Annotated in this window: 31 protein-coding genes; 13 read left to right on the top strand and 18 right to left on the bottom strand. The window is 69.4% G+C overall.

The window, feature by feature from the left end:
• Nucleotides 1–10: 10 nt before the first annotated feature.
• The 5 genes from WG212_RS04035 to WG212_RS04015 all read left to right on the top strand — a co-directional run bounded on the left by WG212_RS04035 (nucleotide 11) and on the right by WG212_RS04015 (nucleotide 4,897).
• Nucleotides 11–1,342 (top strand): TldD/PmbA family protein, encoded by a 1,332-nt coding sequence (locus WG212_RS04035; RefSeq protein ID WP_337185782.1) that lies wholly within the window; start codon nucleotides 11–13, stop codon nucleotides 1,340–1,342.
• Complete coding sequence (locus WG212_RS04030) at nucleotides 1,339–2,142, top strand: 3'(2'),5'-bisphosphate nucleotidase CysQ (RefSeq protein WP_337185781.1); 804 nt, start codon at nucleotides 1,339–1,341, stop codon at nucleotides 2,140–2,142. Before WG212_RS04035 ends, WG212_RS04030 begins: the two co-directional genes overlap by 4 nt.
• A 33-nt stretch (nucleotides 2,143–2,175) precedes the next feature.
• Nucleotides 2,176–2,418: a DUF4170 domain-containing protein gene (locus WG212_RS04025; RefSeq protein ID WP_337185780.1), complete on the top strand. Its 243-nt coding sequence runs from the start codon at nucleotides 2,176–2,178 to the stop codon at nucleotides 2,416–2,418.
• A gap of 126 nt (nucleotides 2,419–2,544) precedes the next feature.
• The gene (locus WG212_RS04020) at nucleotides 2,545–3,510 is read left to right on the top strand and encodes a MoxR family ATPase (protein WP_337185779.1); all 966 of its coding nucleotides are present in this window, start codon (nucleotides 2,545–2,547) and stop codon (nucleotides 3,508–3,510) included.
• A gap of 10 nt (nucleotides 3,511–3,520) precedes the next feature.
• The gene (locus WG212_RS04015; RefSeq protein ID WP_337186055.1) at nucleotides 3,521–4,897 is read left to right on the top strand and encodes a VWA domain-containing protein; all 1,377 of its coding nucleotides are present in this window, start codon (nucleotides 3,521–3,523) and stop codon (nucleotides 4,895–4,897) included.
• Between the two features lie 21 nt (nucleotides 4,898–4,918).
• Here WG212_RS04015 and WG212_RS04010 read toward each other — a convergent pair whose 3' ends face one another.
• From WG212_RS04010 to WG212_RS03970, 9 genes are all read right to left on the bottom strand, one after another.
• Nucleotides 4,919–5,506 carry a GNAT family protein gene (locus WG212_RS04010; protein WP_337185778.1) on the bottom strand — a complete coding sequence of 196 codons (588 nt, stop codon included), beginning with the start codon at nucleotides 5,504–5,506 and terminating at the stop codon, nucleotides 4,919–4,921.
• 288 nt (nucleotides 5,507–5,794) lie between these two features.
• Nucleotides 5,795–6,541 carry a sulfite exporter TauE/SafE family protein gene (locus WG212_RS04005; protein WP_337185777.1) on the bottom strand — a complete coding sequence of 249 codons (747 nt, stop codon included), beginning with the start codon at nucleotides 6,539–6,541 and terminating at the stop codon, nucleotides 5,795–5,797.
• Nucleotides 6,542–6,879: 338 nt separating this feature from the next.
• The gene (locus tag WG212_RS04000) at nucleotides 6,880–8,211 is read right to left on the bottom strand and encodes an acyl-CoA dehydrogenase family protein (RefSeq protein ID WP_337185776.1); all 1,332 of its coding nucleotides are present in this window, start codon (nucleotides 8,209–8,211) and stop codon (nucleotides 6,880–6,882) included.
• 129 nt (nucleotides 8,212–8,340) lie between these two features.
• Nucleotides 8,341–8,748 (bottom strand): hypothetical protein, encoded by a 408-nt coding sequence (locus WG212_RS03995; RefSeq protein WP_337185775.1) that lies wholly within the window; start codon nucleotides 8,746–8,748, stop codon nucleotides 8,341–8,343.
• Between the two features lie 91 nt (nucleotides 8,749–8,839).
• The gene (locus tag WG212_RS03990; protein WP_337185774.1) at nucleotides 8,840–9,106 is read right to left on the bottom strand and encodes a Txe/YoeB family addiction module toxin; all 267 of its coding nucleotides are present in this window, start codon (nucleotides 9,104–9,106) and stop codon (nucleotides 8,840–8,842) included.
• On the bottom strand, nucleotides 9,103–9,357 hold the full coding sequence (locus tag WG212_RS03985) for a type II toxin-antitoxin system prevent-host-death family antitoxin (protein WP_337185773.1): 255 nt from the start codon (nucleotides 9,355–9,357) through the stop codon (nucleotides 9,103–9,105). Before WG212_RS03985 ends, WG212_RS03990 begins: the two co-directional genes overlap by 4 nt.
• Nucleotides 9,358–9,419: 62 nt before the next feature.
• Nucleotides 9,420–9,794 (bottom strand): VOC family protein, encoded by a 375-nt coding sequence (locus tag WG212_RS03980; protein ID WP_337185772.1) that lies wholly within the window; start codon nucleotides 9,792–9,794, stop codon nucleotides 9,420–9,422.
• 8 nt (nucleotides 9,795–9,802) lie between these two features.
• Nucleotides 9,803–10,222: a hypothetical protein gene (locus tag WG212_RS03975; protein WP_337185771.1), complete on the bottom strand. Its 420-nt coding sequence runs from the start codon at nucleotides 10,220–10,222 to the stop codon at nucleotides 9,803–9,805.
• A gap of 351 nt (nucleotides 10,223–10,573) precedes the next feature.
• Nucleotides 10,574–11,794 (bottom strand): cyclopropane-fatty-acyl-phospholipid synthase family protein, encoded by a 1,221-nt coding sequence (locus WG212_RS03970; protein WP_337185770.1) that lies wholly within the window; start codon nucleotides 11,792–11,794, stop codon nucleotides 10,574–10,576.
• 196 nt (nucleotides 11,795–11,990) lie between these two features.
• On the opposite strand from WG212_RS03970, the gene groES reads away from it, so the two are divergent.
• Nucleotides 11,991–12,278, top strand: coding sequence for a co-chaperone GroES (gene groES / locus WG212_RS03965; RefSeq protein WP_293375500.1), 288 nt, complete (start codon nucleotides 11,991–11,993; stop codon nucleotides 12,276–12,278).
• A gap of 49 nt (nucleotides 12,279–12,327) precedes the next feature.
• On the top strand, nucleotides 12,328–13,971 hold the full coding sequence (groL, locus tag WG212_RS03960; RefSeq protein WP_337185769.1) for a chaperonin GroEL: 1,644 nt from the start codon (nucleotides 12,328–12,330) through the stop codon (nucleotides 13,969–13,971).
• A 308-nt stretch (nucleotides 13,972–14,279) separates the two neighbouring features.
• On the opposite strand, the gene WG212_RS03955 is transcribed toward groL, so the two are convergent.
• Together WG212_RS03955 and WG212_RS03950 are read right to left on the bottom strand one after the other, a co-directional pair.
• Complete coding sequence (locus WG212_RS03955) at nucleotides 14,280–14,711, bottom strand: hypothetical protein (protein ID WP_337185768.1); 432 nt, start codon at nucleotides 14,709–14,711, stop codon at nucleotides 14,280–14,282.
• A gap of 93 nt (nucleotides 14,712–14,804) precedes the next feature.
• Nucleotides 14,805–15,140: a hypothetical protein gene (locus WG212_RS03950; RefSeq protein WP_337185767.1), complete on the bottom strand. Its 336-nt coding sequence runs from the start codon at nucleotides 15,138–15,140 to the stop codon at nucleotides 14,805–14,807.
• 207 nt (nucleotides 15,141–15,347) lie between these two features.
• On the opposite strand from WG212_RS03950, the gene WG212_RS03945 reads away from it, so the two are divergent.
• Nucleotides 15,348–17,261: an ATP-binding protein gene (locus tag WG212_RS03945; RefSeq protein WP_337185766.1), complete on the top strand. Its 1,914-nt coding sequence runs from the start codon at nucleotides 15,348–15,350 to the stop codon at nucleotides 17,259–17,261.
• Nucleotides 17,262–17,427: 166 nt separating this feature from the next.
• Nucleotides 17,428–17,814, top strand: coding sequence for a hypothetical protein (locus WG212_RS03940; RefSeq protein ID WP_337185765.1), 387 nt, complete (start codon nucleotides 17,428–17,430; stop codon nucleotides 17,812–17,814).
• 54 nt (nucleotides 17,815–17,868) lie between these two features.
• Here WG212_RS03940 and WG212_RS03935 read toward each other — a convergent pair whose 3' ends face one another.
• Entirely contained in the window at nucleotides 17,869–18,681 is an 813-nt protein-coding gene (locus WG212_RS03935; RefSeq protein WP_337185764.1) for a PhzF family phenazine biosynthesis protein, read from the bottom strand.
• A 28-nt stretch (nucleotides 18,682–18,709) separates the two neighbouring features.
• On the opposite strand from WG212_RS03935, the gene WG212_RS03930 reads away from it, so the two are divergent.
• On the top strand, nucleotides 18,710–18,844 hold the full coding sequence (locus WG212_RS03930; RefSeq protein WP_337185763.1) for a hypothetical protein: 135 nt from the start codon (nucleotides 18,710–18,712) through the stop codon (nucleotides 18,842–18,844).
• 6 nt (nucleotides 18,845–18,850) lie between these two features.
• On the opposite strand, the gene WG212_RS03925 is transcribed toward WG212_RS03930, so the two are convergent.
• Both WG212_RS03925 and thiD read right to left on the bottom strand, forming a co-directional pair.
• Nucleotides 18,851–19,369, bottom strand: a complete 519-nt coding sequence (locus WG212_RS03925; protein ID WP_337186054.1) for a nucleotidyltransferase family protein — start codon at nucleotides 19,367–19,369, stop codon at nucleotides 18,851–18,853.
• 47 nt (nucleotides 19,370–19,416) lie between these two features.
• Nucleotides 19,417–20,232: a bifunctional hydroxymethylpyrimidine kinase/phosphomethylpyrimidine kinase gene (thiD, locus tag WG212_RS03920; protein WP_337185762.1), complete on the bottom strand. Its 816-nt coding sequence runs from the start codon at nucleotides 20,230–20,232 to the stop codon at nucleotides 19,417–19,419.
• A 75-nt stretch (nucleotides 20,233–20,307) separates the two neighbouring features.
• Between thiD and WG212_RS03915 the strand changes: the two genes are divergently transcribed.
• Entirely contained in the window at nucleotides 20,308–20,610 is a 303-nt protein-coding gene (locus WG212_RS03915) for a metalloregulator ArsR/SmtB family transcription factor (protein ID WP_337185761.1), read from the top strand.
• On the top strand, nucleotides 20,607–21,110 hold the full coding sequence (locus WG212_RS03910) for an SRPBCC family protein (protein WP_337185760.1): 504 nt from the start codon (nucleotides 20,607–20,609) through the stop codon (nucleotides 21,108–21,110). The genes WG212_RS03915 and WG212_RS03910 overlap by 4 nt, the downstream gene beginning before the upstream one ends.
• Before the next feature lie 10 nt (nucleotides 21,111–21,120).
• Here WG212_RS03910 and WG212_RS03905 read toward each other — a convergent pair whose 3' ends face one another.
• The 4 genes from WG212_RS03905 to WG212_RS03890 form a co-directional block, all read right to left on the bottom strand.
• Complete coding sequence (locus WG212_RS03905; RefSeq protein ID WP_337185759.1) at nucleotides 21,121–21,453, bottom strand: type II toxin-antitoxin system RelE/ParE family toxin; 333 nt, start codon at nucleotides 21,451–21,453, stop codon at nucleotides 21,121–21,123.
• A complete protein-coding gene (locus tag WG212_RS03900) occupies nucleotides 21,450–21,728 on the bottom strand; it encodes a type II toxin-antitoxin system Phd/YefM family antitoxin (RefSeq protein ID WP_337185758.1) in 279 nt (92 codons plus the stop codon). Before WG212_RS03900 ends, WG212_RS03905 begins: the two co-directional genes overlap by 4 nt.
• Before the next feature lie 61 nt (nucleotides 21,729–21,789).
• On the bottom strand, nucleotides 21,790–22,620 hold the full coding sequence (folP, locus tag WG212_RS03895) for a dihydropteroate synthase (protein ID WP_337185757.1): 831 nt from the start codon (nucleotides 22,618–22,620) through the stop codon (nucleotides 21,790–21,792).
• A gap of 49 nt (nucleotides 22,621–22,669) precedes the next feature.
• The gene (locus tag WG212_RS03890; RefSeq protein WP_337185756.1) at nucleotides 22,670–24,295 is read right to left on the bottom strand and encodes an alpha-glucosidase family protein; all 1,626 of its coding nucleotides are present in this window, start codon (nucleotides 24,293–24,295) and stop codon (nucleotides 22,670–22,672) included.
• Between the two features lie 407 nt (nucleotides 24,296–24,702).
• On the opposite strand from WG212_RS03890, the gene WG212_RS03885 reads away from it, so the two are divergent.
• A complete protein-coding gene (locus tag WG212_RS03885; protein ID WP_337185755.1) occupies nucleotides 24,703–25,653 on the top strand; it encodes a TPM domain-containing protein in 951 nt (316 codons plus the stop codon).
• Nucleotide 25,654: the final 1 nt, after the last annotated feature.

Below are 25,654 nucleotides of genomic sequence, written 5' to 3'. Positions count from 1 at the left end.
TATCCCGCCGATGGACGAAAACCTTCTGAACGACGTCGTGGCCGCCGCCCTCAAGGGCGGCGCGGACGCGGCCGAAGCCGTGGGCGCGGAACGGCGCAGCCTGTCGATCACCGTGCGCGACGGGGACCTCGAAGAGGTCGAGCGCGAGGAATCGCGCGATCTCGGCCTGCGCGTGTTCGTGGGCCGGCGGCAGGCCACGGTGTCGGGATCGGACATCTCGCCGGGCGCCCGGGCCCGGCTGGTGGAGCGGGCGATCGCGATGGCGAAGCTGGCCCCCGAGGATCCCTATGCGGGCCTGGCGGAGCCCGAGAAGCTCGCCCGCGGCCCCTTGCCCGACCTCGACCTCTACGACCCGACCGAGCCGACCGCCGAGGCGCTGGAAGCGCGCGCCCGCGCGGCCGAGGCGGCGGCGCGGGCCGCGCCCGGAGTCACCAATACCGACGGCGCCACGGGCGGCTGGTCGTCCAGCCGGTGGGTCATGGTCACCAGCGCCGGCTTCGAAGGCGTCCACCGCGCCTCGGGCTTCTCGATCGGGGCCTCGGCCATCGCCGGCGACGAGAGCGGCATGGAGACCGGCTACGACGGCCGTTCGACCCGATGGGAGGCCGACCTGCCGGCGCCCGAGCGGCTCGGCGCCGAAGCCGGCCGCCGGGCGGCGGGACGCCTGGGCGCCCGGAAGATCGCCTCCACCACCGCGCCGGTGATCTTCGAGAACCGGCTGGCCAGTTCGCTGATCAGTCCCCTGATCGGAGCCATCTCGGGCCCCGCCATCGCCCGCGGCGCCTCGTTCCTGAAGGACAGGCTGGGCGAACGGATCTTCGCGCCGGGCGTCGTCATCGAGGACGACCCGCACCGCCTCCGGGGCCTGGGCTCCAGCCCCTTCGACGACGAGGGCGTGGCCAATACGAAACGCCGCCTGATCGACGACGGAATGCTGACCACCTGGCTGCTCAACTGTCCCAGCGCGCGCCAGCTCGGCCTCGAGACCACGGGCCACGCCTCGCGCGGACTGGCGGGCCCGCCCGGCGTCTCGACCTCGAACCTCACCTTCCTGCCCGGCGACAGGAGCCCGTCCGAACTGATGCAGGACGCGGGCGCCGGCCTGCTGGTCACCTCCATGTTCGGGCCGTCCCTGAACGCCCACACGGGCGACTGGTCGGTGGGCTGCTCGGGCTTCTGGTTCGAGGGCGGGGAGATCGCCTATCCGGTCAACGAGATCACCGTGGCGGGCAACCTGATCGAGATCTTCGGCCGCATCGCGCCAGGCTCGGACCTCGAATTCCGCGGCGCCGCCAACGCGCCCTCGCTGCTGGTCGACGCGATGGCCATCGCGGGCCGATGACGCATCCCGGCACGGACGCCGACCTGGCGCTCATCCTCGACGCCGCGCATGAAGCCGGAGCGCTGGCCCGCGACATCCGCCGCCGCGGGCTGGACGTGGACTACAAGCCCGAGGACCGCTCCCCGGTGACCAACGCCGACCTGGCGGCCGATCGCCTGCTGACCGAGCGCCTGCGCGCGGCGCGCCCCGCCTACGGCTGGCTCTCCGAGGAGACGGCCGACGACCGCGACCGCCTGGACCGCCGCCGCATCTTCGTGGTCGACCCCATCGACGGGACGCGCGCCTTCCTGAACGGCCGGCCCTGGTGGTCGGTGGCGATCGCCGTGGTGGAGGACGGGCTGCCCACGGCCGCCGTGGTCTTCGCTCCCGAGACCGGCGAGACCTATGCGGCTGCGGCCGGAGGCGGCGCGACCCGCAACGGCGAGGCGATCCGCCCCAGCCCGGCGCTCGACCTTGCCGATTGCCGCATGGCCGGGGATTCGATGGTCTTCTCCCACTGGTCCTGGCCCACGCCCTGGCCCGCCATGCGCGTGGAGCAGCGCAGCTCGACCGCCTATCGCATGTGCCTGGTGGCGGCGGGCGACTTCGACGCCGCCGTGGCGCCCCTGCGCAAGTCGGACTGGGACGTGGCGGCGGGCGACCTGATCGCGCGCGAGGCCGGCTGCTTCGTGGGAGACCACACGGGCGCGGGGTTCCGCTACAATCGCGCACGGCCGTCGCAGGCGAGCCTGATCTGCGCCACGCCCGCGCTGGCCCCATTGATCCTGGATCGCGTCCGGCATATTGGCGCGTCGAATTGATGGACGGCGCAACAAAATCCCCGAAAGGCGGCCATGCCTGACAAACAACTCCTCCACCTCGTGATCGGCGGCGAACTGAAATCGCTGGACGGCGCGCCCGAGTTCCGCGACCTGACCAAGGTCGATCTCGTCGGCGCCTTCCCGACCTACCAGGCCGCCCGCCAGGCCTGGCTGGCCAAGGCCCAGCAGACGGTCGACAACGCCCTCATGCGCTACTTCATCATCCACGCGCACAAGCTGCTCGACCCGCACGCCGACGACGATCACGAGCCCTGAGGACGCGCGCCCGGCGACCGGCCGGGAGTCCGCGCGAGGCCGGCGGCGTCAAACGGCCGTTTGCACGGGCGCGGCGCGCTTGGCACAATCGGGCTTTCGCACGATCCATTTTCGAAAGTCCGTGATTTGACCCTGTCTCCCCCGGCGGCCTCCATCGCCGCCAACGCGACCGCCGCCGACCCGCTCGGCTCCGTCGACGCCCTGATCGAGGGCCTGGGCTCGGTGGGCTACATCGCGTCCCGCCGCATCGCCACCGCGCTGTTCATGGCCGTGAAACTGCAGAAGCCGATCCTGGTGGAGGGCTCGGCCGGCGTCGGAAAGACCGAGCTGGCGCTCTCCACCGCCACGCTGCTGGGCCTGCCGCTGATCCGGATGCAATGCTACGAGGGGCTGGACGAGTCCAAGGCGCTGTACGAGTGGAAGTACGGCAAGCAGCTCCTCTACACCCAGATCCTGAAGGATCGCATGGGCGAGCAGCTCGCCGACGCGCCCGACATGGAGGCGGCCATGGACCGCCTGCACGGGATGGGCGACCTGTTCTTCTCCGAGCCGTTCCTGGAGCCGCGCCCGCTGATGAAGGCGCTGCGCGAGGACGACGGCTGCGTCCTGCTGATCGACGAGGTCGACAAGTCGGACGAGGCGTTCGAGGCGTTCCTGCTCGAGGTGCTGTCGGCCTACCAGGTCTCGGTGCCGGAGCTGGGCGTTCTGAAGGCGAAGACGCCGCCCCTGGTGTTCCTGACCTCGAACAACGTCCGCGACCTGGGCGATGCGCTGAAGCGCCGCTGCCTGCACCTGCACATCCCGCTGCCCGAGGCGGCGCTGGAAGAGCGGATCGTCGCCAGCCGCGTGCCCGGCATCGAGGCGAAGCTGACCCGCGAACTGGTCGGCTTCGTCCAGTCGCTGCGGACGATGGACCTGCGCAAGTCGCCGTCGATCTCGGAGACTGTGGACTGGGCCCGCGCGCTCGTCCTGCTCCACGCCGACAGCCTCCAGCCCGACCTGGTGCGCGAGACGCTGAACGTCATCCTGAAGTTCGAGCAGGACATCGCGGCCATCGAGCCGCAGGTGGTCGAGCTGCTGCACCGGCGGTGAGCGCGGCGTGATGCAGCATACGCTGGAACAGTTCTTCCGGGCGCTGCGGGCTTCGGACGTGCGGGTGTCGCCGGCCGAGGCGATCGACGCCAGCCGGGCGGCGGCGGTCGTGGGCTACGCGGACCGGACCCTGTTCCGCGACGCGCTCTGCGCCACCCTGGCCAAGTCGTCCGACGAGGTGGCGCGGTTCGACGCGATCTTCGACACCTTCTTCGCGCGCGACCCCGCCCGGCCGCCGGCGTCCCCGAGGGAGGACGCAGGCGAAGAGGAGAACACCGGGCCGTCCGAAGCCGACATGGCCGCGGCGGAAGGCTCGCCGCTGGCCCAGGCCGTGCTCCAGGGCGACGCCGCCGCCGTCCAGCAGTCGATGGAGGCCGCCGCCGCCCGGGCCGGCGTCGCCGACATCCGCCTCTCCACCCAGCGCTCGCGCCTGACGCGCCGGCTGCTGGAGGAGATGGGCCTGGAGGAGATCGAGCGGATCATCGCCAACGCCCGGCGGATGCCCGACGGCGACGGCGAGGGCCTGGCCGACCGGCTGGAGGCCGCCCGGCGCGGCCTGTTCGAGCAGGCCCAGGCCTATGTCGCCCGCCAGCACGACCTCTACGCCGCCGGCTCGGCCCGCGAACTGCGCGAGGAGCGCCTGGCGCGGAAGCAGCTCAACGCCGATGGCGGGGTCGATCCCGTCGACTACGAACTGATGGCCGCCCTGGTGAAGAAGATGGCCAAGCGGCTGGCCGCCAAGTATTCGCGGCGCCGCCACGTGGCGCACAAGGGCCACCTCGACGTGCGCAAGACCCTGCGCCGCAGCCTGGCCTACGGCGGCGTGCCCTTCGACATCCAGTTCAAGGTCAAGAAGGTCGACAAGCCCTCGATCGTGGCGATCTGCGACGTCTCGAAGTCGGTGGCCGCGGCCGCCCAGTTCCTGCTGACCTTCCTCTATTCGCTGAACGAGGTGGTGGACCGGCTGGAGGCCTTCGCCTTCTCGGGCCGGCTGATCAGCGTGAACGACATCCTGGACGAGCACGGCGTCGAGCAGGCGATCTTCAAGGTGCTGCAGGAGATCGGCTTCCAGCAGACCGACTACGGCCGTGCGTTGCAGGACTTCTCGGAACAGCACCTCGACAAGCTGGACCGGCGCACCACCGTCATCATCCTGGGCGACGGCCGCTCGAACTTCGCCGACCCGCGGCTCGACCTGATGAAGGAGATCCACGACCGCTCGCGCGCGGTGATCTGGCTCAACCCCGAGCCCGAGAGCTATTGGGCCCAGGGCGACAGCGTCATGCACCGCTATGCCCGCTTCTGCCACGTGGCCAAGCAGTGCGGCACCATCGAGCAGCTCGAACGCATCATCGAGGACGTGCTACGCAGCTACGTGCCGCACTGAAGTCCCGCGGACGCTTCGGGGCTATGGCCCGAACGCGGCGATGCGCGCGTCGAGGCGGTCACGGACGGCGGGCCATTCAGGCTCGAGGATCGAGAAGATCACCGTGTCGCGGATACGGCCGGTCCAGGTCTGGCGATCCTGCCGCAGGATGCCCTCCTGGACCGCGCCCAGCTTGAGCACCGCGGCGCGGCTGCGGGCGTTCAGGGCGTCGACGCGGTAGACCACGCGGCGGGCCCCGGCCGCGAAGGCGTGGCCCATCATCAGCCGCTTGGCCGAGGGGTTGACCGGGCCGCCCCGCCGGTCGGGCCGGTAGTAGGTGCCGCCCACCTCCGCCACCGCGTTGGCGGGGTCGATGGCGTAGAAGGTGGTGATCCCCGCGACATCGCCGCCGACGATGACCGCGTAGGGCTGGGTGTGGCCGGCGGCGGCGTCGGCCATCAGCTTGTCCCAGCTGGGCGCGAAGTGCTCGCCGGCCCACGAGAAGGGATAGAGCTCGGTCCAGATCGTCGTGTCGGCGTTGACCGCCGCCTCCAGGCCCTCGCGGTGCGTCTCGACCATCGGCTCGAGGCGCACATGGGCGTTTTCGAGCGGGGCGGAATTGAGCTTCATCGACCTCGACCCTCCGGCAGGACCCCGCCTGTAGGCGGCATCCGGTCCGGTTGAAACGTCCGGTTCTGGGGGACTGAGCATACCAATTCCCGTCGCGCGACGTTTTTTCCGCCAAGGTGAAAAAAGTTGGCGCCGGCCCCTTGCGGCGGCGCTTGGCCGACATACCTGAAGGCGTGCCCATTCCTGGGCGTTTCCTCCCTAATGACTTCCCGGCCGGGTCCCTGCGACCCGGCCTTTTTTTCATGTGTCGCGGGTTTCGGGCGCCAGGGGTTTCGGGCGCCAGGGGTTTCAGGCCCCGCCGGCGAAGAGCTGCGCGGCGCGGATCAGGTAACCCACCCCGATCGCGGTCACGATCCAGCGGGTCCAGCGCTTGAAGTTCACGTCGTTCATCCGGTCCAGGATCAGGCCGCCGACGAACGTGCCCGCCATCGACAGCGGGAGGGCCAGCGCGAAGAGCCAGGGCGGCGGCATCCCCCCGATCGTGGCGCCCGTCAGCAGGGGCGAGCCGTAGACCACCACCTTGGACAGATGGGCGAACACCTGGGTCGCAGCCTTGGTGGCCACGATGGCGTGACGGTTGAGCTCAGTGCGGACGAAAAAGATGTCGAGCAGCGGACCGGCGACGCCCGCGGTCAGGTTGAGGCCCGTGACCGAGAGGCCCGACAGGAAGGCCTGGGGCGGCCGCGCCGCGTCCAGCCGGATCCAACCCTGCGGAAGCCAGGTCAGGAAGGGCACCAGTCCCATCAGCAGGAAGAGCACCGGCTTCGAGGGAACGACCGACAGGGCCGCCACGACCAGGCCGGCGACCAGCGACGCCAGGGCGTACCAGCCGACGATGCTCCAGCGGACATGCCGGCGATGCAGGAAGGCCCGCCAGCCGTTGGCCACGAACTGGAGCAGGCCGTGGGTGACGAAGGCCGCCTGGACCGGCAGCACCAGGGCCAGCGCCCCCATCAGGACGAGGCCGCCCGCCATCCCGATGACGCCCGAGAGCAGGGCGGTCAGGAACGCCATGACGAGCAGGAATGCAGCCATGAGCCATGTCATGGAAATCCTCCGGAGTTGCGGCCAGCCCCGTGAAGCGGGCACAGGCCGCCTCCGGTCGCTGACCGGCTGCGCGTCGCGCGCGGGACCGGTCGGGCGCTGCAAGCCGCATCGGGCGAGCGCCGTCTGAAGCGCCCCCATACCCGGCTTCGGCCGGGCGGTCGGGCGAGATGGCGAATGTCCTATCCATCAGGATCGCCGCTCGCCTACTCCGAAAGGCGGGCCGCAGCCAAGGTTGATCCGGATGATCAACCTTTCCGCACAAACGAAAGGGCCTCCGCCGCGGCGGAGGCCCCTGAAGTTCATTCCAATGTCTGTTCTGTCTGGTTCTAGTTCCGGAACACCGACGCCAGCGACGGGTCGGCCGGCATCTCGCGGTACTGCTGCAGCTCGTTGCGGCCGACGACCATATGGTGGACTTCGTCCGGGCCGTCCGCGATCCGCAGGGTGCGGGTGTTGGCGTACATGCGGGCCAGCGGGGTGTGCTGCGACACGCCCAGCGCGCCGTGCATCTGGATCGCCTGGTCGATGATGTCGCAGACCCGCTCGGGGACCATCGCCTTCACCATGTGGATCCAGATCCGGGCCTCGCGGTTGCCCAGGACGTCCATGGCCTTGGCGGCCTTGAGCACCATCAGGCGCATGGCTTCGATCTCGATCCGCGCGCGGCTGACCTTCTCGATGTTGCCGCCGAGCTGGATGATCGGCTTGCCGAACGCCACGCGGGTCAGGCCGCGGGTGACCATCAGGTCCAGCGCCTTTTCGGCCGAGCCGATGGCGCGCATGCAGTGGAGGATGCGGCCCGGGCCCAGGCGAAGCTGGCTGATCTCGAAGCCGCGGCCCTCGCCCAGCAGCATGTTCGAGGCCGGCACGCGGGCGTTGTTGAAGCGGATGTGCATGTGGCCGTGCGGCGCGTCGGGATCGCCGAACACCTGCTGGCCCTGGACGATCTCGACGCCCTCGGTCGGCAGCGGCACCAGGATCTGCGACTGCTGGAGGTGGGGCGGGGCGTTCTCCTCGCCGGTCTTGACCATGCAGATCATCACCTTGCAGCGCGGGCTGCCGGCGCCCGAGATGTAGTGCTTCTCGCCGTTGATGATGTACTCGTCGCCGACGCGGACGGCGCGGGTGTCGATGTTCTTGGCGTCCGAGCTGGCGGTGTTCAGCTCGGTCATGCAGTAGGCCGAGCGGATCTTGCCTTCCAGAAGCGGCTCCAGCCACTGCTTCTTCTGCTCGGGGGTGCCGACGCGCTCCAGCACTTCCATGTTGCCGGTGTCGGGGGCGGCGCAGTTCATGATCTCGGAGGCCAGGCGCACCTTGCCCAGTTCGACGGCGATGTAGGCGTAGTCGAGGTTCGACAGGCCCTCGCCGGTCTCGGCGTTCGGCAGGAAGAAGTTCCACAGGCCCGCGGCCTTGGCCTTGTCCTTGGCGGCTTCCAGAACCTCGAGCTGGCCGGGCGCGTACTGCCACGGGTCGGGGCGGCCTTCGCCCAGGCGGTGCCATTCTTCCGAGGCCGGCTCGGCCACCTCTTTGATGAAGGCCTTCACGGCGTTGTAGAGCGGCAGCGCCTTGTCTGACATCCGCAGGTCGTTCAGCTCGTCCTGCGGGCTGAGGCCGAAGCTCGAACGGGCCTCGGTGGCCCGGTCTGCGGTCGTGGTCATGCTGGTGGCTCCCTGCAAATGGCTCTTGCGGGGAGTTTTGGCGCACTTTCCGGCAATTTCAAACAACTGTTTTATGAACTGCGGCTCCGGTCCGGCGAAGCTGTCGCACGCCGGACCGGATGCAACGGGTCAGGCCGCCGCGAGCGCGGCGTGGCGCGCCCGGCGCAGGACCAGATACTGGAGGTGGGCCACGACCGCCGCCGCCGCCGCCTGGCCCACGATCAGCGCGACGCCGAGGGTCGTCGGCTGCACCCAGCCCAGGACGATCACCCCCACGCTCTCGGCGGCCCACAGCAGGTTGAAGGCCACGAGGCCCCAGACGGCCTTTCCCGGCAGGACGGGGCGGGCGGCCATGACGCCCAGCAAGGCCGCATAGCCCAGCAGGAACAGGCCGACCGGCTGCATGAAGGCCGGAGAAAGGCCCAGCGGACCGGCCAGGGCCGGCGCCGCGAAGGCCAAGCCCGCCCCGCCCGCGCCGCAGGCGGCGGCGTCGGCGGCGATCACGGCGCGGAGGAAGGTGGAACGGACGGCGGTCATGAGGCGGCTCCCTGAAGAGGTCGATCCGGATGGGTCGATGGCTTCAGGGTCGCGCGACCCGCGCGGCGGGTCGATTACCTCGGGGGTAGGGTCAATAGTGCATCCGGCACTGGGCGATCTCGAGGTGCTGGTCGGCGCCCTTGCTCGCCACGCGATAGACGAGGCGATCCTCCTGAGTGATCCGGCGCGACCACCAGCCCCTGAAATCCCCCTTCAGCAGCTCGGGCTTGCCGATGCCCCGAAACGGCGTGCGCGTACATTCGCGGATCAGGCTGTTCAGCCGCACCAGGGTGCTGGGGTCGGTCGCCTGCCAGTGGAGATAGTCCTCCCAGGCCCGGTCGGCGAAGATGATCCTCACGGATCGAGGAGCTCGCGCGCCTCGCCGCCGCCCGCGTCGAGCTGCCGGATGGCTTCCAGGAGGCGTGAGGCGTTGGTCCGGGAGGACAGGAGGTGGAGCGTCTCCTCCATAGCCGTCCAGTCGGCCAGGGAAACCATCACCACCGCTTCGCCACGCTTCCGCGCGACGACGACAGGCGTCCGGTCCGCCACGACGCGGTCCATGACATCCTTCAGGTTCGCTCGGGTGTCGGAGTAGTTGAGAACGTCCATGTCAGGCCTCCAGCAGCCAATATGGACATGTACGGATAATTGTACAATGGGGAAATGACCGCTCACGCCGGCGCGTGGCAGACGGCCTCGATGTTGTGGCCGTCGGGATACAGCACGAAGGCGCCGTAGTAGTCGGGGTGGTAGTGGGGCCGCACGCCCGGCGCGCCGTTGTCGCGCCCGCCGGCCGCCAGCGCCGCCACGTGAAAGGCCTCGACCATCGCGCGATCCGGCGTCGCGAAAGCGACATGAGCGTATCCCCCGCAGTCGCCGGCGCCGATCCAGAAGAAGGGCCGTCCCGCGCCGTAGCCGGCGAAGGTTTCCCCGTCGCCGAAGAGGCGGGTCAGGCCCAGAGGCCCGAGGGCGGCGTCATAGAAGGCCTCGGCCCGGCCATAGTCCGCGACCCTGAGGGTCACATGGTCGAGGCCGGCCGCGGTCATCCCCGCCCCTACTTGACCGGCGCGTGCTCGGCGTGGGGACAGACCGAGGCGATCAGGGCGGCGTTGTCCGCGCCCTCGGCCTTCTTGGGCGTGTCCGAGCGCCAGGTGTCCTTGACGTCCAGGGCCTGGTTCGGCCGGTAGTTGGCCAGGGAGATGATGTTCTTCTTCGCGCAGTCCAGGGCGATGACGCTGCCCACGCTGTCGGCCTTGCCGGGCGCGGAGGGACCCAGGGTTCCCTTGGAAAGCGCCTGCATGATCACGAGGCGGCCGGTCTGGCGATCCTTGTAGGTGTAGTCGCTGTCGTAGGAGATGTCGGCCCCGTTCTCCATCGTATGGAACTTGGTCCAGGTCTCGGCGGCGGCCGATCCGGCCAGAACGGACCCGGCCAGGACGGACAGGGTGGTGGCAAGCGCGATCGCGCGGCGCATGGGCAGGCTCTCTAGTGGGCGTTTCCTCAAGTCGTGCGCGAGCCTAGCGGCGGTTTCAGGGCGCCTCCAGCCATTTCGGCGACGGCGCATCGCCTTCGGCGAGGAACCACGAAAAACACGAAAGGACACGAAAGGGCGGGCCACCTTCGAGCGGAGGCTCTGTCATGGAGCCGCAGAAAACGCGGAAGGGCGCAGAATCGCAGCATCATTTTCCGCGCTTTTCCGCGTCTTCCGCGGTGCTTCAAAGCAGGAAGGCGCCGCTTCGCGGCCTTTCAGGACCGGCCCCCTTTTCGTGTCCTTTCGTGTCTTTCGGTGGTTCGAAAGGACGCGCTTCGCGCCAGCCCTGGGGTGTCAGGCGGCCCTGGTCTTGGCCTTGGCGAAGGCGCGTTCGGCTTCGCCGATGTAGTCGCGGGTGATGGGGACGGCGTCCACGCGCTTGGCGAGCTGGATCTGGAAGATGAACTGCCGCCGCGCCCGGAAGCTCTGCTCGGCGATACCCAGGTAGAATTCCCACATCCGGCAGAAGCGCTCGTCGTACAGCTCGACGATCTCGGGCCGCACCTTGCGGAAGCGCTCGCGCCAGTGGCGGATCGTCTCGGCGTAGTGCAGGCGCAGGATCTCGACATCGGTGACGATCAGCCCGGCCCGCTCGATGGCCGGCAGCACCTCGGAGAGCGCCGGCGAATAGCCGCCGGGGAAGATATACTTGTCGATCCAGGCGTTGGTGACACCCGTCTCCGGCCGGCCGATGGAGTGGACCAGGCCCACGCCGTCGTCCTTCATCAGCCGCGCCACGCCGTCGAAATATTCCTGGTAGTTCGGCCGCCCGACGGCCTCGAACATGGCCACCGACAGGACGCGGTCGTAGGTCCCCTTCAGGTCGCGGTAGTCCGTCAGCGAGAAGCGCGCCTTGTGCGCCAGGCCCTTCGCCTCGGCGCGGGCCTGGGCGATCTTGAGCTGCTCGATGGAGAGCGTGATGGCGTCCACCTCGGCGCCGGCCTCCTCGACCAGTTGCAGGGCCATGCCGCCCCAGCCGCAGCCGATCTCCACCACGCTCATCCCGGGCTCGACGCACAGCTTGGCGGCGATGTGGCGCTTCTTGGCGACCTGGGCCTCCTCCAGCGTCATGTCGGGCCGCTCGAAATAGGCGCAAGAGTACTGCATGTCCTCGTCCAGGAAGCGCCGGTAGAGGTCGTAGGAGAGGTCGTAGTGGTGCGCCACGTTGCGGTGGGCCGCGGCGCGGTCGTTGGCCTCGCGCAGCGTGCGCTTCAGCCAGCGCCGCGCCCGGGCGACGACGCCCCGCTTCCTGGGCTTGTTCTTGGCGTTCGCGCCGATGAGGTCGATGAAGTCGTCGATGTCCCCCGTTTCCAGCACGAGGCCGCCGTCCATATAGGCCTCGCCGACGCCAAGGCCCGGATTGGCCGCGATCCGCGCCGCCCAGCCGGTGGTGGTCACCCGCGCCACGAGCGGCGGACCGGAACCATCGCCGAGCCGGAGTTCGCCGCCGCCAGGCAGCTTGATCGTCAGGTCGCCCTCGCGGACGAGGTTCCGGAGAACGTCTTGCAGCCCCACGCCTACCCTCCTTTGTCAGGCGCCAGAGACTAGGTTGATGCGCGCATTTGCCAACCCGGCCTTGACTCCAAAACGCGCTGTTCCTAACTCGCGTGCCGACGTTGGCACTCATGAAGCCGGACTGCTAACAGCGTTCCTCACGGCGCCACGTCACCGCAAATTCGACCGTCTCGAACGGAAAAGAGAGAGAACCAAAATGGCGTTTCGTCCCCTGGGAGATCGCGTCCTCGTCAAGCGCGTCGAGGAAGAAGAGAAGACCAAGGGCGGGATCATCATCCCCGACACCGCGAAGGAAAAGCCGCAGGAAGGCGAAGTGATCGCCGTCGGCCCCGGCAACCGTGACGACGACGGCGACTACATCGCCCTCGACGTGAAGGCCGGCGACCGCATCCTGTTCGGCAAGTGGTCCGGCACCGAGGTCAAGCTCGACGGCCAGGACCTGCTGATCATGAAGGAAAGCGACATCCTGGGCGTCGTCTCCTAAGCGACCCGGATCCCGCGTCCCCCCGAAATTCTAGGAAAGAGAACCAGCCATGGCTGCCAAAGACGTCTACTTCTCCTCCGACGCGCGCGACCGCATGCTGCGCGGCGTCAACACCCTCGCCAACGCGGTGAAGGTGACCCTGGGCCCCAAGGGCCGCAACGTGGTCATTGAAAAGTCCTTCGGCGCCCCGCGCTCGACCAAGGACGGCGTGTCGGTCGCCAAGGAAATCGAACGGGCCGACAAGTTCGAGAACCTCGGCGCCCAGCTCATCCGCGAAGTCGCCTCCAAGACCAACGACAAGGCCGGTGACGGCACCACCACCGCCACGGTCCTGGCCCAGGCCATCGTGGTCGAAGGCCTGAAGTCGGTCGCGGCCGGCATGAACCCGATGGACCTGAAGCGCGGCGTCGACAAGGCGGTCGCCAAGGTCATCGAGGAGATCAAGACCAACGCCAAGAAGGTCTCGGACAACAGCGAGATCGCCCAGGTCGGCACCATCTCGGCCAACGGCGACGTGGAAGTCGGCGAGATGATCGCCAAGGCGATGGAAAAGGTCGGCAACGAGGGTGTCATCACCGTCGAGGAGGCCAAGACCGCCGAGACCGAACTCGACGTCGTCGAGGGGATGCAGTTCGACCGCGGCTACCTGTCGCCGTACTTCATCACCAACCCCGACAAGATGCAGGCCGAGCTGGAAGAGCCGCTGATCCTGCTCTTCGAGAAGAAGCTCTCCACCCTGCAGCCGCTGCTGCCGGTGCTGGAAGCCGTGGTCCAGTCGGGCCGTCCGCTGCTGATCATCGCGGAAGACGTGGAAGGCGAGGCGCTGGCGACCCTGGTGGTCAACAAGCTGCGCGGCGGCCTGCGCGTCGCGGCGGTGAAGGCCCCGGGCTTCGGCGACCGCCGCAAGGCCATGCTCGAGGACATCGCGATCCTGACCGGCGGCCAGCTGATCTCGGAAGACCTGGGCATCAAGCTCGAGAACGTCGCCCTCGACATGCTGGGCAAGGCCAAGAAGGTCACGATCGACAAGGACAACACCACGATCGTCGACGGCACGGGCGACAAGGCCGACATCGAAGGCCGCATCTCCCAGATCAAGAAGCAGATCGAGGACACCACCTCGGACTACGACCGTGAGAAGCTCCAGGAGCGCCTCGCGAAGCTGGCCGGCGGCGTCGCGGTGATCCGCGTCGGCGGCGCCACCGAAGTCGAGGTGAAGGAAAAGAAGGACCGCGTCGACGACGCCCTGAACGCCACCCGCGCCGCGGTGGAAGAAGGCATCGTCCCCGGCGGCGGCGTCGCCCTGCTGAAGGCCTCGAAGGTGCTCGACGGCTTCAAGGGCGACAACGACGACCAGGAAGCCGGCGTGGCCATCGTCCGCCGCGCCCTGCAGGCCCCGATCCGTCAGATCGCCGAGAACGCCGGCGTGGAAGGCTCGATCGTGGTGGGCAAGGTGCTCGAGAACGGCGCCGCCACCTTCGGCTTCAACGCCCAGACCGAAGAGTACGTCGACCTGGTGAAGGCCGGCGTCATCGACCCGGCGAAGGTCGTCCGCACCGCGCTGCAGGACGCCGCCTCGGTGGCCGGCCTGCTGATCACCACGGAAGCCGCGATCGTCGAAGCCCCCAAGAAGGGTGGCGCCGGCGGGCCTCCGGGCGGCATGCCCGGCGGCATGGGCGACATGGACTTCTAAGTCCGACGCCCGACGCAGCATCAAAGGACGAGGGCGGGGCCGCAAGGCTCCGCCCTTTTTCTTGCCGGCTCCGCCGCTCCGGCAGCCGCCTGGCCCCGTTGGATCCCCGGCGACACATACCGCCGCCGCTCAGGCCCCGATGGCGTCGGCGATCGCCAGGACGCGGGCCGTTTTCGGATGCAGCCGCTCGACCATCTGGCCCTCGACGCGCAACACGGCATGGCGGCCGGAGCCGGACGGCGTCCGGCTGTCGCCTCCCCATCGGATCTGAGCTTCCGAGAGCTAGCGCTCGTCGGCCACCGCAGTCCTCAGCCCGCCTTGCGCCTGCGGACGCGAGCGCGCCAGGCCGCCGCGGTGCCGATCACGATGCAGAGGATGATCGCCATGAAGTTGGCGTTGTTGATCATGGCGTGCAGCAGGTCCGGCTTGCGGTCCATCACCAGATAGTAGGAGCGCAGCGCGAACTGGGCCGCGTAGATCAGCATGGCGGCGCCCAGCCACATGCGGCCGAACATCAGCGTCATGGCCAGGAAACCCACGGCGGTCGCGCCGTCGAGGACGAGGCCGAAGATGTAGCTGGAGCCGGACGGAAGGAGGTTGCCCCCGATCAGGGTCAACGCCGAGTTGAGCAGGATGATGCCCGCGCCGAGGCGTTCGGGCCGCCCGCCCTTCCACAGGCCGAACGCACAGCCGGCCACCACAAGGGCCAGCAACATCTGAACGAGAGGTGAGGTCGGCATGATTAAGCGCCCCTATTGCGAAATAGAGGCGCCTAACCAGTTAATCTATTGCAATGATCGGCCGTTTACCGGCCGATCAGGCCGTCTCCGGGCTCAGCCGACGTCCCGCATGGCGGGCGCTTCGGTGGCCGCGGAGATCGCGGGCTTGTCTTCCAGGCCCATCTTCGTGCGGATGCCGAGGCGAAGCTTCGCATCGTTCAGCTCGGTGTGCACGGCGACCATGGCCGTACGCGCTTCGCTGAGGGCCTTCATGGCCTCCATCATCTTCACCTGCACGTCGTCGGCGAACACCAGCGAGGTGCTGACGTCCTTCCGAGCCTTGAGCATTTCGCCCATCAGTTCCGCCGCCTCGACCAGAGCGCCGTCAACGGCGGCTTCGGTTTCGAACAGCTTCTTGGCCACACGCTTGGCCACGAACACCTTATCCATTGTGGATACACCCCTTGAGTTACCCGACACCCGTTAAGGTAAAGATACGGTTATCGCACACGCAACAGATTCATGAGTTGTTAACCATATTTTCTTCCGCCAGCAGTTGTATCGTGGCGCCGAAAGCACAGTTTTTTCTGTGTGCCGCTCGCGTGGAATGATCCTTCAGAAGCGAAGCGTTAGGACTATGCGCCTTAAACCGGCGCCATGGGTGATGCAGGGCAAATCGCCGAGGACGAGGCGCCGACCGGCTCCGCGCCGACGGCGACGTTCCATGCCCGGGTGGCCGGCGTAGGCCTCATCACCACGGTCGTCGTCCTGCTGGCCGCCTGCCTCACCTTCATGCTGCAGCAATGGGCGGTCGCGCGCACCCAGTCGCACCGCTTCCACGAAGACCTGGCCGCCATCGCCGCCGAAATGGCGACGCCCAGCGTGGCCACGCCCGGCCGTATCGAGCTGTCCCGCTCCATCGACGCCCTGAAGACCAGCCGCGATGTCCTGGCGGCGCGGGTGACCGATACCTCGGGCAAGGTGCTGGCCGATTTCCAGGTCCGGGACGCCGGCGACGCCGAGACCGAGACCATCGTGCGCCCGGTGACGGTCGAGGGCCGTGCCGTGGCCCAGTTCAGCATGACCTTCGAGCAGCCGTCCCTGGCGCCGCTGCTCCCGCAGTTCATCGCGCTGACCTTCGTCCTGCTGTTCGGCGGCGTGGGCGTGGCCCTCTTCCTGGCCCGCAGCCTGGCGCACCGGGTGATCCGGCCGGTCCAGATCCTGTCCCAGGCCATGGGCGAGGTGGCGGCGACCGGCAGCTTCCGGCCCGTCGAGGTGACCGCCTCGGACGAACTGTTCAAGAGCCTGACCGAGAGCTTCAACCATCTGCTGGCCAAGCTGGCCGAGCGCGAGGACGACCTGCGCCGCGCCATGCGCGAGCTCGAGCTCGCGCGCGACGCCGCCAACGCCGCCAATGTGCTCAAGACACAGTTCCTCGCCAACATGAGCCACGAGATCCGCACGCCGTTGAACGGGGTCCTGGCGATGGCCGAGGTGATGGCCCTGGGCCAGCTCGACCAGGTGCAGCGTGACCGCCTGGACGTGATCCGCCGCTCGGGCGGATTGCTGCTGGCGGTGCTCAACGACGTCCTCGACCTGTCGAAGATCGAAGCCGGCAAGCTCACGCTGTTCGAGGAGGACTTCGACGTGGAGTCCGCGATCGGCCAGGCGCGCGACAACTTCGAGATCATGGCCCGCTCGAAGGGACTGGGCTTCTCGGTCGAGGTCGCGGAAGAGGCCAGGGGCTGGTGGCGCGGCGACGCCGACCGCCTGCGCCAGATCGTCGGCAACCTGCTGTCCAACGGCGTCAAGTTCACCCCCCAGGGCTCGGTCGGGGCGCGGGTCGACCTCTCGCCGTCGGGCGCGCTGCGGATCGTGGTCAGCGACACGGGCGTCGGCATCGCGCCCGAGAAGCTGCCGACCCTGTTCGAGAAGTTCACCCAGGCCGACAACTCCGCCACGCGGCGGTTCGGGGGCACCGGACTGGGCCTCGCCATCTGCCGCGAGCTGACCCAGATGATGGGCGGCGCCATCAATGTGGAGAGCCAGGAGGGCGTGGGCTCGACCTTCACCGTGGAGTTGCCGCTCACGCGCGGCAGGCCGACCTCGGTTCCTGCGGCCGAGACGCCCCAGGCCACCGACGATGGCGACCTGCGCCTCCTGGCGGCTGAGGACAACGCCACCAACCAGCAGGTGCTCGCCGCCGTCCTGGGCTCGCTGGGGATCGACGTCCATATCGTGCCGAACGGCAAGGAAGCGGTCGACGCCTGGCGGACCGGCGCCTACGACCTGATCCTGATGGATATCCAGATGCCGGTGATGGACGGGATCACCGCCGCGGCCACCATCCGCGACACCGAGAAGGCCATCGGTCGCCGACGCACGCCGATCGTCGCCCTGACCGCCAACGCCCTGACCCACCAGGTCGAGGAATATCTCGCGGTCGGCATGGACGCCCACGTGGCCAAGCCGATCGAGATCGCCAAGCTGTACGACGCCATTTCCAGCGTCCTGAACGCCGCGGCCACGGATGGCGTTTCGCCCGCGGCCCAGGCGACGTCCGCGGCTTGATCCAGCGCCCCTCGAGCGCCGCGACGCTTCCCTGACAGGCGCTTCAGCAAGCTGAACCTCACCCAACGGCCGGCTCAGACACCGGTCAGGCGCGGCGTGGTGTCTTCCAGTCCATCGACGGCCGATCCCAATCCCTGGGGGCCGACACGGACCTGGAGGACCGGACATGAAGACCCTGATCGCCACACTGGCCGCAACCGCCGCCGTGACGGCCGCCGTCCCGGCGATGGCCCAGCCCTATGGCCACGGCCCCGCGCGCTACGAAGCCCAGCGCTGGGATTCGCAGGCGAACGTGAACCAGCGCCAGCGCGAACTCGAACGCATCATCGAGGCGGCCGCACGTCGCGGCGACCTGACCCGGCGCGAGGCGAACGAACTGCGCAACGACATGCGCTCCATCGCCCGGCTGGAGGCCAGCTACCGCTCGGGCGGCCTGAACGCCCGCGAGCGGGCCGAACTCAACCGCCGCCTCGACTGGGCCGAGCGGCGCCTGGTGAGCCGCCTGGACAACACGGCCCATCGCTACGGCTACGGCTACGGCCACCGCCGCTAGTCGCGAACCCCGCCGTCGGCGCCCCCGGAGTTCCGCTCCGGGGGCGTCTTCGCGTCAGAGCCGCAGGCGGCTCTCGATCACGGTGACGGCGTTTCCCGCCAGCATCACCCGCGCACCACGATGGGCGCAGACGAGATCGCCCCCGCGTCCGGGAAAAGCCTGATGGAATCTCAACGTCGGCCGCCCGAGTTTCGCGGCGAACAGGGGCGCCAGGATGCAGTGCAGGGAGCCCGTCGTGGGGTCTTCGGGAATGCCCGATCCGGGTGCGAAGAAGCGGTCGACCACATCGTAGGGCGCGCCGGCGTCCGCAAGCGCGGCCACGCCGATATTGCCCCGCCCGCCCGTGGCCTCGCCCGCGATGCGATTCAGGGCGGCGAGATCGGGCTCGAGCGCGCGCACTGCGGCCTCGTCGGGCAAAACCGCCACAAGGTAGCTCGACGCCCACACCTCGACGGGATCGACGCCCAACGCCTCCGCCAATCCCTCGGGAACCGCCGTGCGCACGGGCGGCTGGGCGGGAAAGTCCATCTCGTAGCCGACCTCGGCGCGGACAACCGTCAGCGCGCCCGAGTGCGTGTCGAAGGTCAGCGTCCCCGCCGGGGCGCCCAGTTCGGCGAAGAGGACGTGGGCCGCGGCCAGCGTGGCGTGCCCGCAGAGCGGGACCTCCAGCGCGGGCGTGAACCACCGCAGGCCGAAGCGCGCCCGATCGGGCGTCCGCAGCAGGCAGGCGGTCTCGGCCTGGTTGTTCTCGGCCGCCAGCGCCTGCATCCAGGCCGCGTCGGGCCAGGCCTCGAACGGCTCGACGACACAGGCCGGGTTGCCGCGAAACGGCGCGGCGGCGAAGGCGTCCACGGTCCACTGGCGCATGGTGTGTCCCCTGTTGCGGAAGCGGTCCTTGCGGCCTGGCCCGCCGCACGGCAATGGCCACTTCCCCACCCGCGGACCTTCGGAGCGCGCCTTGGCCCCCAAGATCACGCCCCACGAGATCGCCGACGACGGCGTCCTGATCGGCGACGTCTACCGGCGGTAGCGCGACCTAGGCGTCCCTCACCTCTATCTCAGGCCAGCGCGCCTTGGCCGAAGCCGCGATGCGGGGGAAATTCCTCGTGCCCCGTCCGGGCGTCGGCCTCAACACCCGGGCGAACAGGTCCTCCAGGCCGAACGGCGCCGCCACCGTCATCGTATCGTCGGGCTCCAGCCGCACGCCCACGGCGAACATGGGGCTCACGAAGCGGGTCAGGGCCTCGGCGGAACAGGTGAGCGGCGTATAGGGCTCGCCGAACTTGCCCTCGAACCAGACGTGGACGCGGGCCTGGTTGCGCACCTCCACGAGGTCGCGCAGCGGCGGCTCGAACGCGGCGGCCACCCGCCGGATCACCACGTCCTCGGCCTCGTACGAGATGTCGGAGGCGTCGAAGTAGCCGACGTCGTAGTCCTTGATCCCGTAGTCCAGGTCGCGGTCGCCGAGGTGGTTCAGCACGCGCTGGTAGATCGCGCCCGAGAAGATCAGGCCGTCGGGCAGGTCCAGGTCGCGGATCGTCCGCATCACCGTCATCAGCGGCGCCGAACGCCGCAGGACCGCCTCCAGTTCGCCGGCGTGCTTCACGCGCGCCCCCGCAGCGTCCAGGCGTGGTCCAGCGGGCCGTGGCCGGCGCCCAGGCCGGGCGCATGCAGCATGGCGTTGTGGACGTAGTCCCAGGCCCGGGCGACCGCCGCCGTCAGGTCCAGGCCCTGGGCGAGCCCCGCGGCGCAGGCCGAGGCCAGGGTGCAGCCCGTGCCGTGGGTGTGACGGCTGTCGATCCGTTCGCCCTCGAAGGCGGTTTCGCCGGCCGGCGTCATCAGGACGTCCACCACCCGGTCGCCGGGGACGTGGCCGCCCTTCATCAGCACCGCCCTCGCCCCGCCGGCCAGCAGAGCTTCGCCCGCCCGCCGGAGGTCGTCGGTGGTCGCGACCGCCAACCCCGTCAACGCCTCGGCCTCGGGCGCGTTGGGGGTGAGCAGGGCCGCCCGCGGGATCAGGCGTTCGCGCACCGCGGCCACCGCCTCGGCCGCCAGCAGCGACGCCCCGCCCTTGGCCACCATGACCGGGTCGATCACGGCCGGGACCCCCGCCTCGTCCAGCAGCCCGGCGACCAGGGCCACCGTGGCCGCATCGCCCAGCATCCCGGTCTTGATGGCGTCGGCGCCGATGTCGGAGAGCACGGCCCGCGCCTGGGCCGCCACCACGTCAAGCGGGATCGGATGCACGCCGGTGACCCCGAGCGTGTTCTGCACCGTGACCGCGGTGATCGCGGTGGCCGCATAGCCGCCGAGCGCGGTCACGGTCTTGATGTCGGCCTGGATGCCCGCCCCGCCGCCGGAATCCGACCCTGCGATGACGAGCACGCGGCCCAGGGCCGAAGGCGACGGGGAGGACATGCCCCGCCGATAGCGTGTTTCCCGGCGCGCATCACATCGCTTGACAGTTATATTTCTGATACTGAATATGAAATCATGAGCCCGTTCGAAGCCCTGGCCGAACCCAACCGCCGCCGGATCCTGGACGTCCTGAGGGACGGCGAGCGGCCGGCCGGCGACCTCGTGGACGCGCTCTCGATCAGCCAGCCCGGCGTCTCCAAGCACCTGAAACTGCTGCGCGAAGCGGGACTGGTCCGGACGCGCGCCGAAGGCCGGCGGCGGCTCTACAGCCTGGAGCCGGGCGGCCTCTCCGAGCTGGACGCCTGGCTCGCGCCCTACCGCCGCTTCTGGGCCGGTCGGCTGGCGGCCCTCGAAGACCATCTGGAGCGAGAGCAATGAACGTCGATCCCGAACTGGGCGAGGTCAGCCGCCAGGGCGAGACCGTCACCCTGGTCTTCCGCCGCCGCTTCGCCCGGCCGATCGAGAGGGTGTGGGCGGCGCTGACCGTGCCCGAGCGCCTCTCGGACTGGTTCGCCGAGGCCAAGGCCGACCGGCTGGAGGTGGGTGGGACCATCCAGCTCCACTTCACCGGCGCCGACTATCGCAGCCTGGCCCGGATCGAGATCCTGGACCCACCGCGGACCATCGCCTGGACATGGTCCGAACTGGACGGGAGCAAGGCGTCGCGCGTGCGCTTCGACCTGGAGCCCGACGGCGACGGCTGCCGCCTCACCCTCACCCATTCCGAGTTGCCCGCCGACGAGTCGGCCGGCGTGCTGTCGGGCTGGCATGCGCACCTGGAGGCGGTGGAGGACGCCTGCGACGGCGTCTTCACACCGTGGGACACCCTGATCGCGCGCGAGAAGCGGATCGCCCCGCTCTACGCCCCACCTGCCTGACGGAGCAGCCTCAGGACCCGAGCAGGCGGCGTTCGAGCAGCGCCTGCATGTCGCGTCGGCTGTCGGCGACAACCATCACGGCGACCGTCGCCTCGTGAATGCGATAGATAAGCCGGTACCGCCTCAGGCGAAGCTGCCGGTAGTCCGTCACGCCCAACGGAGCCAGCTCACTGGGAACCGCGCCGCGCGCCGGGCGATCCTCCAGCGTCGCAACGCAGGCCAGGAACTCGTCAAGGAGCGTGGAGGCCGCCCTTTCGGACCCGTGCGCCCTCACATATTCGACGATGTCGGCAAGGTCCTGTTCGGCGGCGGCCGTCATCACGACCTCGAACTTGCCGTTCATCCCTCCGGCGTCAGCCGCTGGCGCAGCGTCTCGACGACGGTCCGCGCCGGCTTCGTCTGGCCGGCCCCCACCTGTGCAGCGCCCAGGGCGAGCACCTTGAGGAGGGCCAGGGTCTGCTGCTGCTGCTCGAAGCTGGCCACGTCCTGCAACACCGCCCTGGCTTCGCCGTTCTGGGTGATGACCAGCGGCTGGCGATCCTCGGCGAGCTGCGCCAGGATCTGGGCGGCGTTCGCCTTCAGATAGCTGATCGGCTTGACCTGGGTGGAGTATCGCATGGTTCGCGCCTGACTGAATTCAGTCTGAATTTAGTCCGAACGCTCGATTGTGCAATGGAGCTTACGCCCCACCTGCCTGACGGATCGCGGCCCAGACCTTCAGCGCCTGGGACGTCTCGGCCACGTCGTGGACGCGCACCGCAGCGACGCCGGCCTCCGCGCCGGCGAGGGCCGCGGCGATGGAGCCGCCCAGGCGGGCGTCGGGCGCGGCGCCGCCGTCGAGGGCGCCGATGAAGCTCTTGCGGCTGGCGCCCAGCAACACAGGGAATCCCAGCGCCACGATGCGGGCCAGCCCCCCCAGGACGGGCAGGTTGTGGCGGATCATGTGCTTGCCGAAGCCCACGCCCGGGTCCAGCCAGATGCGCCCGCGCGCCACGCCCGCCGCGAGGGCCGCCTCGGCCCGGTCGGCCAGGAACGCAGCCACCTCGCCGACCACGTCGTCGTAGCGGGGCTCGGCCTGCATGGTCCGCGGCTCGCCCTGCATGTGCATCAGCACCACCTCGCAGTCCATTTCCGCAGCCGCGTCGAGGCTGGCCGGGTCATGACGCAGGGCGGTGACATCGTTCCAGATCGACGCCCCCGCGGCGACGGCGGCGCGGGCCACCTCGGGCTTCATGGTGTCCACCGAGATCGCCACGTCGCTCTCGGCCAGGATCGCCCGGACCAGCGGGACCAGCCGTTCGATCTCCACCTCGGCCGGCACGGGCTCGGCCCCCGGTCGCGTGGACTCCGCGCCCAGGTCCAGGATGTGGGCGCCTTCGGCGATCAGCCGGCGGGCGTGGGCCAGGGCGGCGCCGGGGTCGAGAAAACGGCCGCCGTCCGAGAAGCTGTCGGGCGTCGCGTTGACGATCCCCATCACGCGGGGCGGTGGTCGGTCGGGTCGGAAACTCATCAGGCCTCGCCCAGGTCATACCGTCGGACGCGTCGTCTCGGGAAGCGAGTCAGATCAGGCGCAGGAAACAGGCGGCGTAGGGTGACAGGCCCACGGATTCGCCGCGCAGCTCGGCCTCGCCGGTCCGCAGGGGATAGAGGTCGGCGCTCGCCAGCGTCGGGTGCGAGAACACCTGCGGTTCGGCGCTGAAGTTGAAGAGGCAGATGACCGCCTCGTCGTCCTGCTCGCGCACGAACGCCAGGACCGGCGCGTCCAGTTCGGCGAAGGCGATGTCGCCCCGGCGCAGCGCGGGCGAGGCCTTGCGGAAGGCGATCATCTCGCGGGCGAAGGCCAGCATGGAATCCGGATCGCCGGCCTGCTCCTCGACCGAGAGGCCCCTGTGCTCGGCTGCGAGGGGAAGCCAGGGCTCGCCCTCGCTGAACCCCATGTTGGGGCCGGCGGTCCAGGGCATGGGCGTACGGCAGCCGTCGCGCCCGCCGTCGTAGGGCCAGTAGAGGTCGCCCACGGGGTCGCGGAGCTGGTCGCGGCGCAGGCTGGCCTGCGGCAGGCCCAGTTCCTCGCCCTGGTAGATCAGGGTCGTGCCCTTGAGCGCCACCAGCAGGGCGAACAGCATCCGGGCCAGTTCGGGCGGCGCGTCAGGCCCGCCGAAACGGCTGGCCGTGCGCGGCACGTCGTGGTTCGAGAAGCTGATCGTGGGCCAGTGCTCGGGGAAGCGCGCCAGGGTCTCGTAGTGTTCGGTCACGAACTCCGGGCGGAGCTTGCGCGCCAGCAGCATCACGAAGGTGTAGCCCGAGTGGAGCCCCTCGGCCGGCGTACAGTAGGCACCGCAGCGTTCCTCTTCTTCCGAGAACTCGCCGAACACGAAGCGGGCGCCGCCGTTGACGCCGTCATGGGCCTCCACCCGCCGCCGGATCGCGTCGAGCATCCCGACGTTCTCGGCGAGGTTGGAGTCGTGGAGGTGGCGCTGGAGGTTGCCGGCATGGCTCCAGTTCAGGCCGGTGCGCTGCTCCGACGGAACAGGCGGATTGGGCGTCAGCGCCGGGTCGTGGAGATAGGTGCCGGCCACGTCCAGCCGGAAGCCGTCCACGCCCTTGAACAGCCAGTAGTCCAGGACCGACAGCGCGGCCTCGCGGGCGTCGGGGTTGCGCCAGTTCAGCTTGGGCTGCTGACGGAGGAACTTGTGATGGTAGTGCCGCCGCCGCTTGGGCTGGTAGGCCCAGGCCGGGCCGCCGAAGACGCTGAGCCAGTTGTTGGGGGCCGTCCCGTCAGGCTGCGGGTCGGCCCAGACGTACCAGTCGGCCTTGGGTCCGTCCGCGCCGCCCGTCAGGCTCTCCACGAACCAGGGATGGACGTCGGAGGTGTGGCTGAGCACCTCGTCCAGAACCACCTTCAGGCCGCGCGCATGGGCCTCGTCCAGAAGAACCTGGAAATCCTCGAGCGTGCCGTAGTCGGCCTGGACACCTTGGAAGTCGGCGATGTCGTAGCCCCAGTCACGGTTCGGCGAGGGATGGATCGGCGACAGCCACAGGCCGTCCACCCCCAGGCTCTGGATGTAGTCGAGCTTGGCCAGCACACCCGGCAGGTCGCCATGACCATCACCGTCGGAGTCGAAGAAGCTGCGGACATAGACGTGGTAGAGGACCGCACCCTTCCACCACGGATCAGCGTCGGGCATCCTTCTCCTCCCCCATCGGGGGAGGGGACCGCGGAACGCGGCGGAGGGGTCCGCCCCACCGCCGGGCCGCCGGCTAGCCCCCTCCGCCACGCTTCGCGTGGTTCCCCTCCCCCGCGGGAGGGCAGAAATCCCTATTCTATAATAGGATAAGAAAAGTCATTCCAAAGCGCGTTGCGCAGGACCTGTGCAGGTTCAGCGGTCGTTACCACTCAGCTACCTCATTCCATCTCGCGTCTCATCCGCAGGACCAGTTGATTCCGTGTATGACGGGCGCCTAGGTGTTTGATTTTGCGCACCTGAGTAGGTTCTGTGCGCGAACTTGGATTTACAGAAAGGCTTACAAAATCAAACGTGTAAGCTCACACGTCCTCCCCTTGCGGGAGAAGGTGGCCCGCGAAGCGGGTCGGATGAAGCGTCGCATGCGCCCCACGGCGGCGCAGGCGTGCAGCGCCTCGCGATTCGAAGATGACACGCTTGCGGCGCGTACGGGTCCGCCGGGCGCGGCGCGCACCTTCTGCAACCAGCCATCAACTGGCACCCTCTCCGGCGGCAGGAGAAGGGTCGCGGCGGCGCTTCTGGCGCTGTTGCTCCTTGTCCCCGCCCTGGCGTTCGCGGCGCCGAAGTTCCCGCCCCTGACGGGGCGCGTGGTGGACGACGCGAACCTGCTGTCGCCCGCCGCCGAGGCGAAGTTGACCGACGAGCTGGCCGCCCTGGAAAGCCAGACCGGGCATCAGGTGGTGGTCGCCACCGTCCCCGACCTCCAGGGCTACGAGATCGAGGAGTACGGCTACCAGCTCCTGCGCACCTGGGGCGTCGGCCGCGAGAAGGAGGACGACGGCGTCATCCTGCTGGTGGCGCCCACCGAGCGGAAGGTGCGGATCGAGGTTGGCTACGGGCTCGAACCCGTGCTCACGGACGCGCTCTCCAGCGTGATCATCCGACGGGATATCCTGCCCGCCTTCAAGACCGGCGACTTCGAGGCGGGGATCGTCGGCGGCGCCGGCGCCATCGTTCGCCAGGTCGGCCTGCCCCCGGAGGAGGCGCAGGCGGCGGCCGCCCGGGCCGCCGCGGAACGGCAGGCTGCGACCGACGAGGGCGGCGGCGGCCTGGTCGTGGCGCTCTTCGTCATCTTCGTGGTGTTCTGGCTGCTCAGCGGGGTGATGCGCGCGTTCGGCGGGCGCAAGCGGTTCGGCGGCCACGGCCTGTGGTGGCTGCTGCCCCTGATCCTGTCGAACTCAAGCCATCGCGGCGGGCGCGGAAGCGGATGGGGCGGTGGCGGCGGCGGATGGAGCGGCGGCGGGGGCTTCTCCGGCGGCGGCGGCTCGGGCGGAGGCGGCGGCGCCTCCGGAAGCTGGTGAA

It is taken from the genome of Phenylobacterium sp., assembly GCF_037189685.1.
Taxonomy (GTDB): domain Bacteria; phylum Pseudomonadota; class Alphaproteobacteria; order Caulobacterales; family Caulobacteraceae; genus Phenylobacterium.
Note: the sequence above shows the minus strand (reverse complement) of the source record. Positions and strands in the feature narration are given on the sequence as shown.

Bases quoted from the DNA above. Each gene is read 5' to 3' on its own strand.
- WG212_RS03905 (WP_337185759.1), bottom strand. From the start codon at position 21,453: ATGAACGGCAAGTTCGAGGTCGTGATGACGGCCGCCGCCGAACAGGAC.
- WG212_RS03925 (WP_337186054.1), bottom strand. From the start codon at position 19,369: ATGACGGTGATGCGGACGATCCGCGACCTGGACCTGCCCGACGGCCTG.
- groES (WP_293375500.1), top strand. From the start codon at position 11,991: ATGGCGTTTCGTCCCCTGGGAGATCGCGTCCTCGTCAAGCGCGTCGAG.
- WG212_RS03940 (WP_337185765.1), top strand. From the start codon at position 17,428: ATGAAGACCCTGATCGCCACACTGGCCGCAACCGCCGCCGTGACGGCC.
- WG212_RS04015 (WP_337186055.1), top strand. From the start codon at position 3,521: ATGCAGCATACGCTGGAACAGTTCTTCCGGGCGCTGCGGGCTTCGGAC.
- WG212_RS03910 (WP_337185760.1), top strand. From the start codon at position 20,607: ATGAACGTCGATCCCGAACTGGGCGAGGTCAGCCGCCAGGGCGAGACC.
- groL (WP_337185769.1), top strand. From the start codon at position 12,328: ATGGCTGCCAAAGACGTCTACTTCTCCTCCGACGCGCGCGACCGCATG.
- WG212_RS03945 (WP_337185766.1), top strand. From the start codon at position 15,348: ATGGGTGATGCAGGGCAAATCGCCGAGGACGAGGCGCCGACCGGCTCC.
- WG212_RS03885 (WP_337185755.1), top strand. From the start codon at position 24,703: ATGAAGCGTCGCATGCGCCCCACGGCGGCGCAGGCGTGCAGCGCCTCG.
- WG212_RS04000 (WP_337185776.1), bottom strand. From the start codon at position 8,211: ATGACCACGACCGCAGACCGGGCCACCGAGGCCCGTTCGAGCTTCGGC.
- folP (WP_337185757.1), bottom strand. From the start codon at position 22,620: ATGAGTTTCCGACCCGACCGACCACCGCCCCGCGTGATGGGGATCGTC.
- WG212_RS03955 (WP_337185768.1), bottom strand. From the start codon at position 14,711: ATGCCGACCTCACCTCTCGTTCAGATGTTGCTGGCCCTTGTGGTGGCC.
- WG212_RS03935 (WP_337185764.1), bottom strand. From the start codon at position 18,681: ATGCGCCAGTGGACCGTGGACGCCTTCGCCGCCGCGCCGTTTCGCGGC.
- WG212_RS03975 (WP_337185771.1), bottom strand. From the start codon at position 10,222: ATGCGCCGCGCGATCGCGCTTGCCACCACCCTGTCCGTCCTGGCCGGG.
- WG212_RS04030 (WP_337185781.1), top strand. From the start codon at position 1,339: ATGACGCATCCCGGCACGGACGCCGACCTGGCGCTCATCCTCGACGCC.
- WG212_RS04035 (WP_337185782.1), top strand. From the start codon at position 11: ATGGACGAAAACCTTCTGAACGACGTCGTGGCCGCCGCCCTCAAGGGC.
- WG212_RS03985 (WP_337185773.1), bottom strand. From the start codon at position 9,357: ATGGACGTTCTCAACTACTCCGACACCCGAGCGAACCTGAAGGATGTC.
- WG212_RS03890 (WP_337185756.1), bottom strand. From the start codon at position 24,295: ATGCCCGACGCTGATCCGTGGTGGAAGGGTGCGGTCCTCTACCACGTC.
- WG212_RS03950 (WP_337185767.1), bottom strand. From the start codon at position 15,140: ATGGATAAGGTGTTCGTGGCCAAGCGTGTGGCCAAGAAGCTGTTCGAA.
- WG212_RS03995 (WP_337185775.1), bottom strand. From the start codon at position 8,748: ATGACCGCCGTCCGTTCCACCTTCCTCCGCGCCGTGATCGCCGCCGAC.
- WG212_RS04005 (WP_337185777.1), bottom strand. From the start codon at position 6,541: ATGGCTGCATTCCTGCTCGTCATGGCGTTCCTGACCGCCCTGCTCTCG.
- WG212_RS04010 (WP_337185778.1), bottom strand. From the start codon at position 5,506: ATGAAGCTCAATTCCGCCCCGCTCGAAAACGCCCATGTGCGCCTCGAG.
- thiD (WP_337185762.1), bottom strand. From the start codon at position 20,232: ATGTCCTCCCCGTCGCCTTCGGCCCTGGGCCGCGTGCTCGTCATCGCA.
- WG212_RS03915 (WP_337185761.1), top strand. From the start codon at position 20,308: ATGAGCCCGTTCGAAGCCCTGGCCGAACCCAACCGCCGCCGGATCCTG.
- WG212_RS04025 (WP_337185780.1), top strand. From the start codon at position 2,176: ATGCCTGACAAACAACTCCTCCACCTCGTGATCGGCGGCGAACTGAAA.
- WG212_RS03900 (WP_337185758.1), bottom strand. From the start codon at position 21,728: ATGCGATACTCCACCCAGGTCAAGCCGATCAGCTATCTGAAGGCGAAC.
- WG212_RS03980 (WP_337185772.1), bottom strand. From the start codon at position 9,794: ATGACCGCGGCCGGCCTCGACCATGTGACCCTCAGGGTCGCGGACTAT.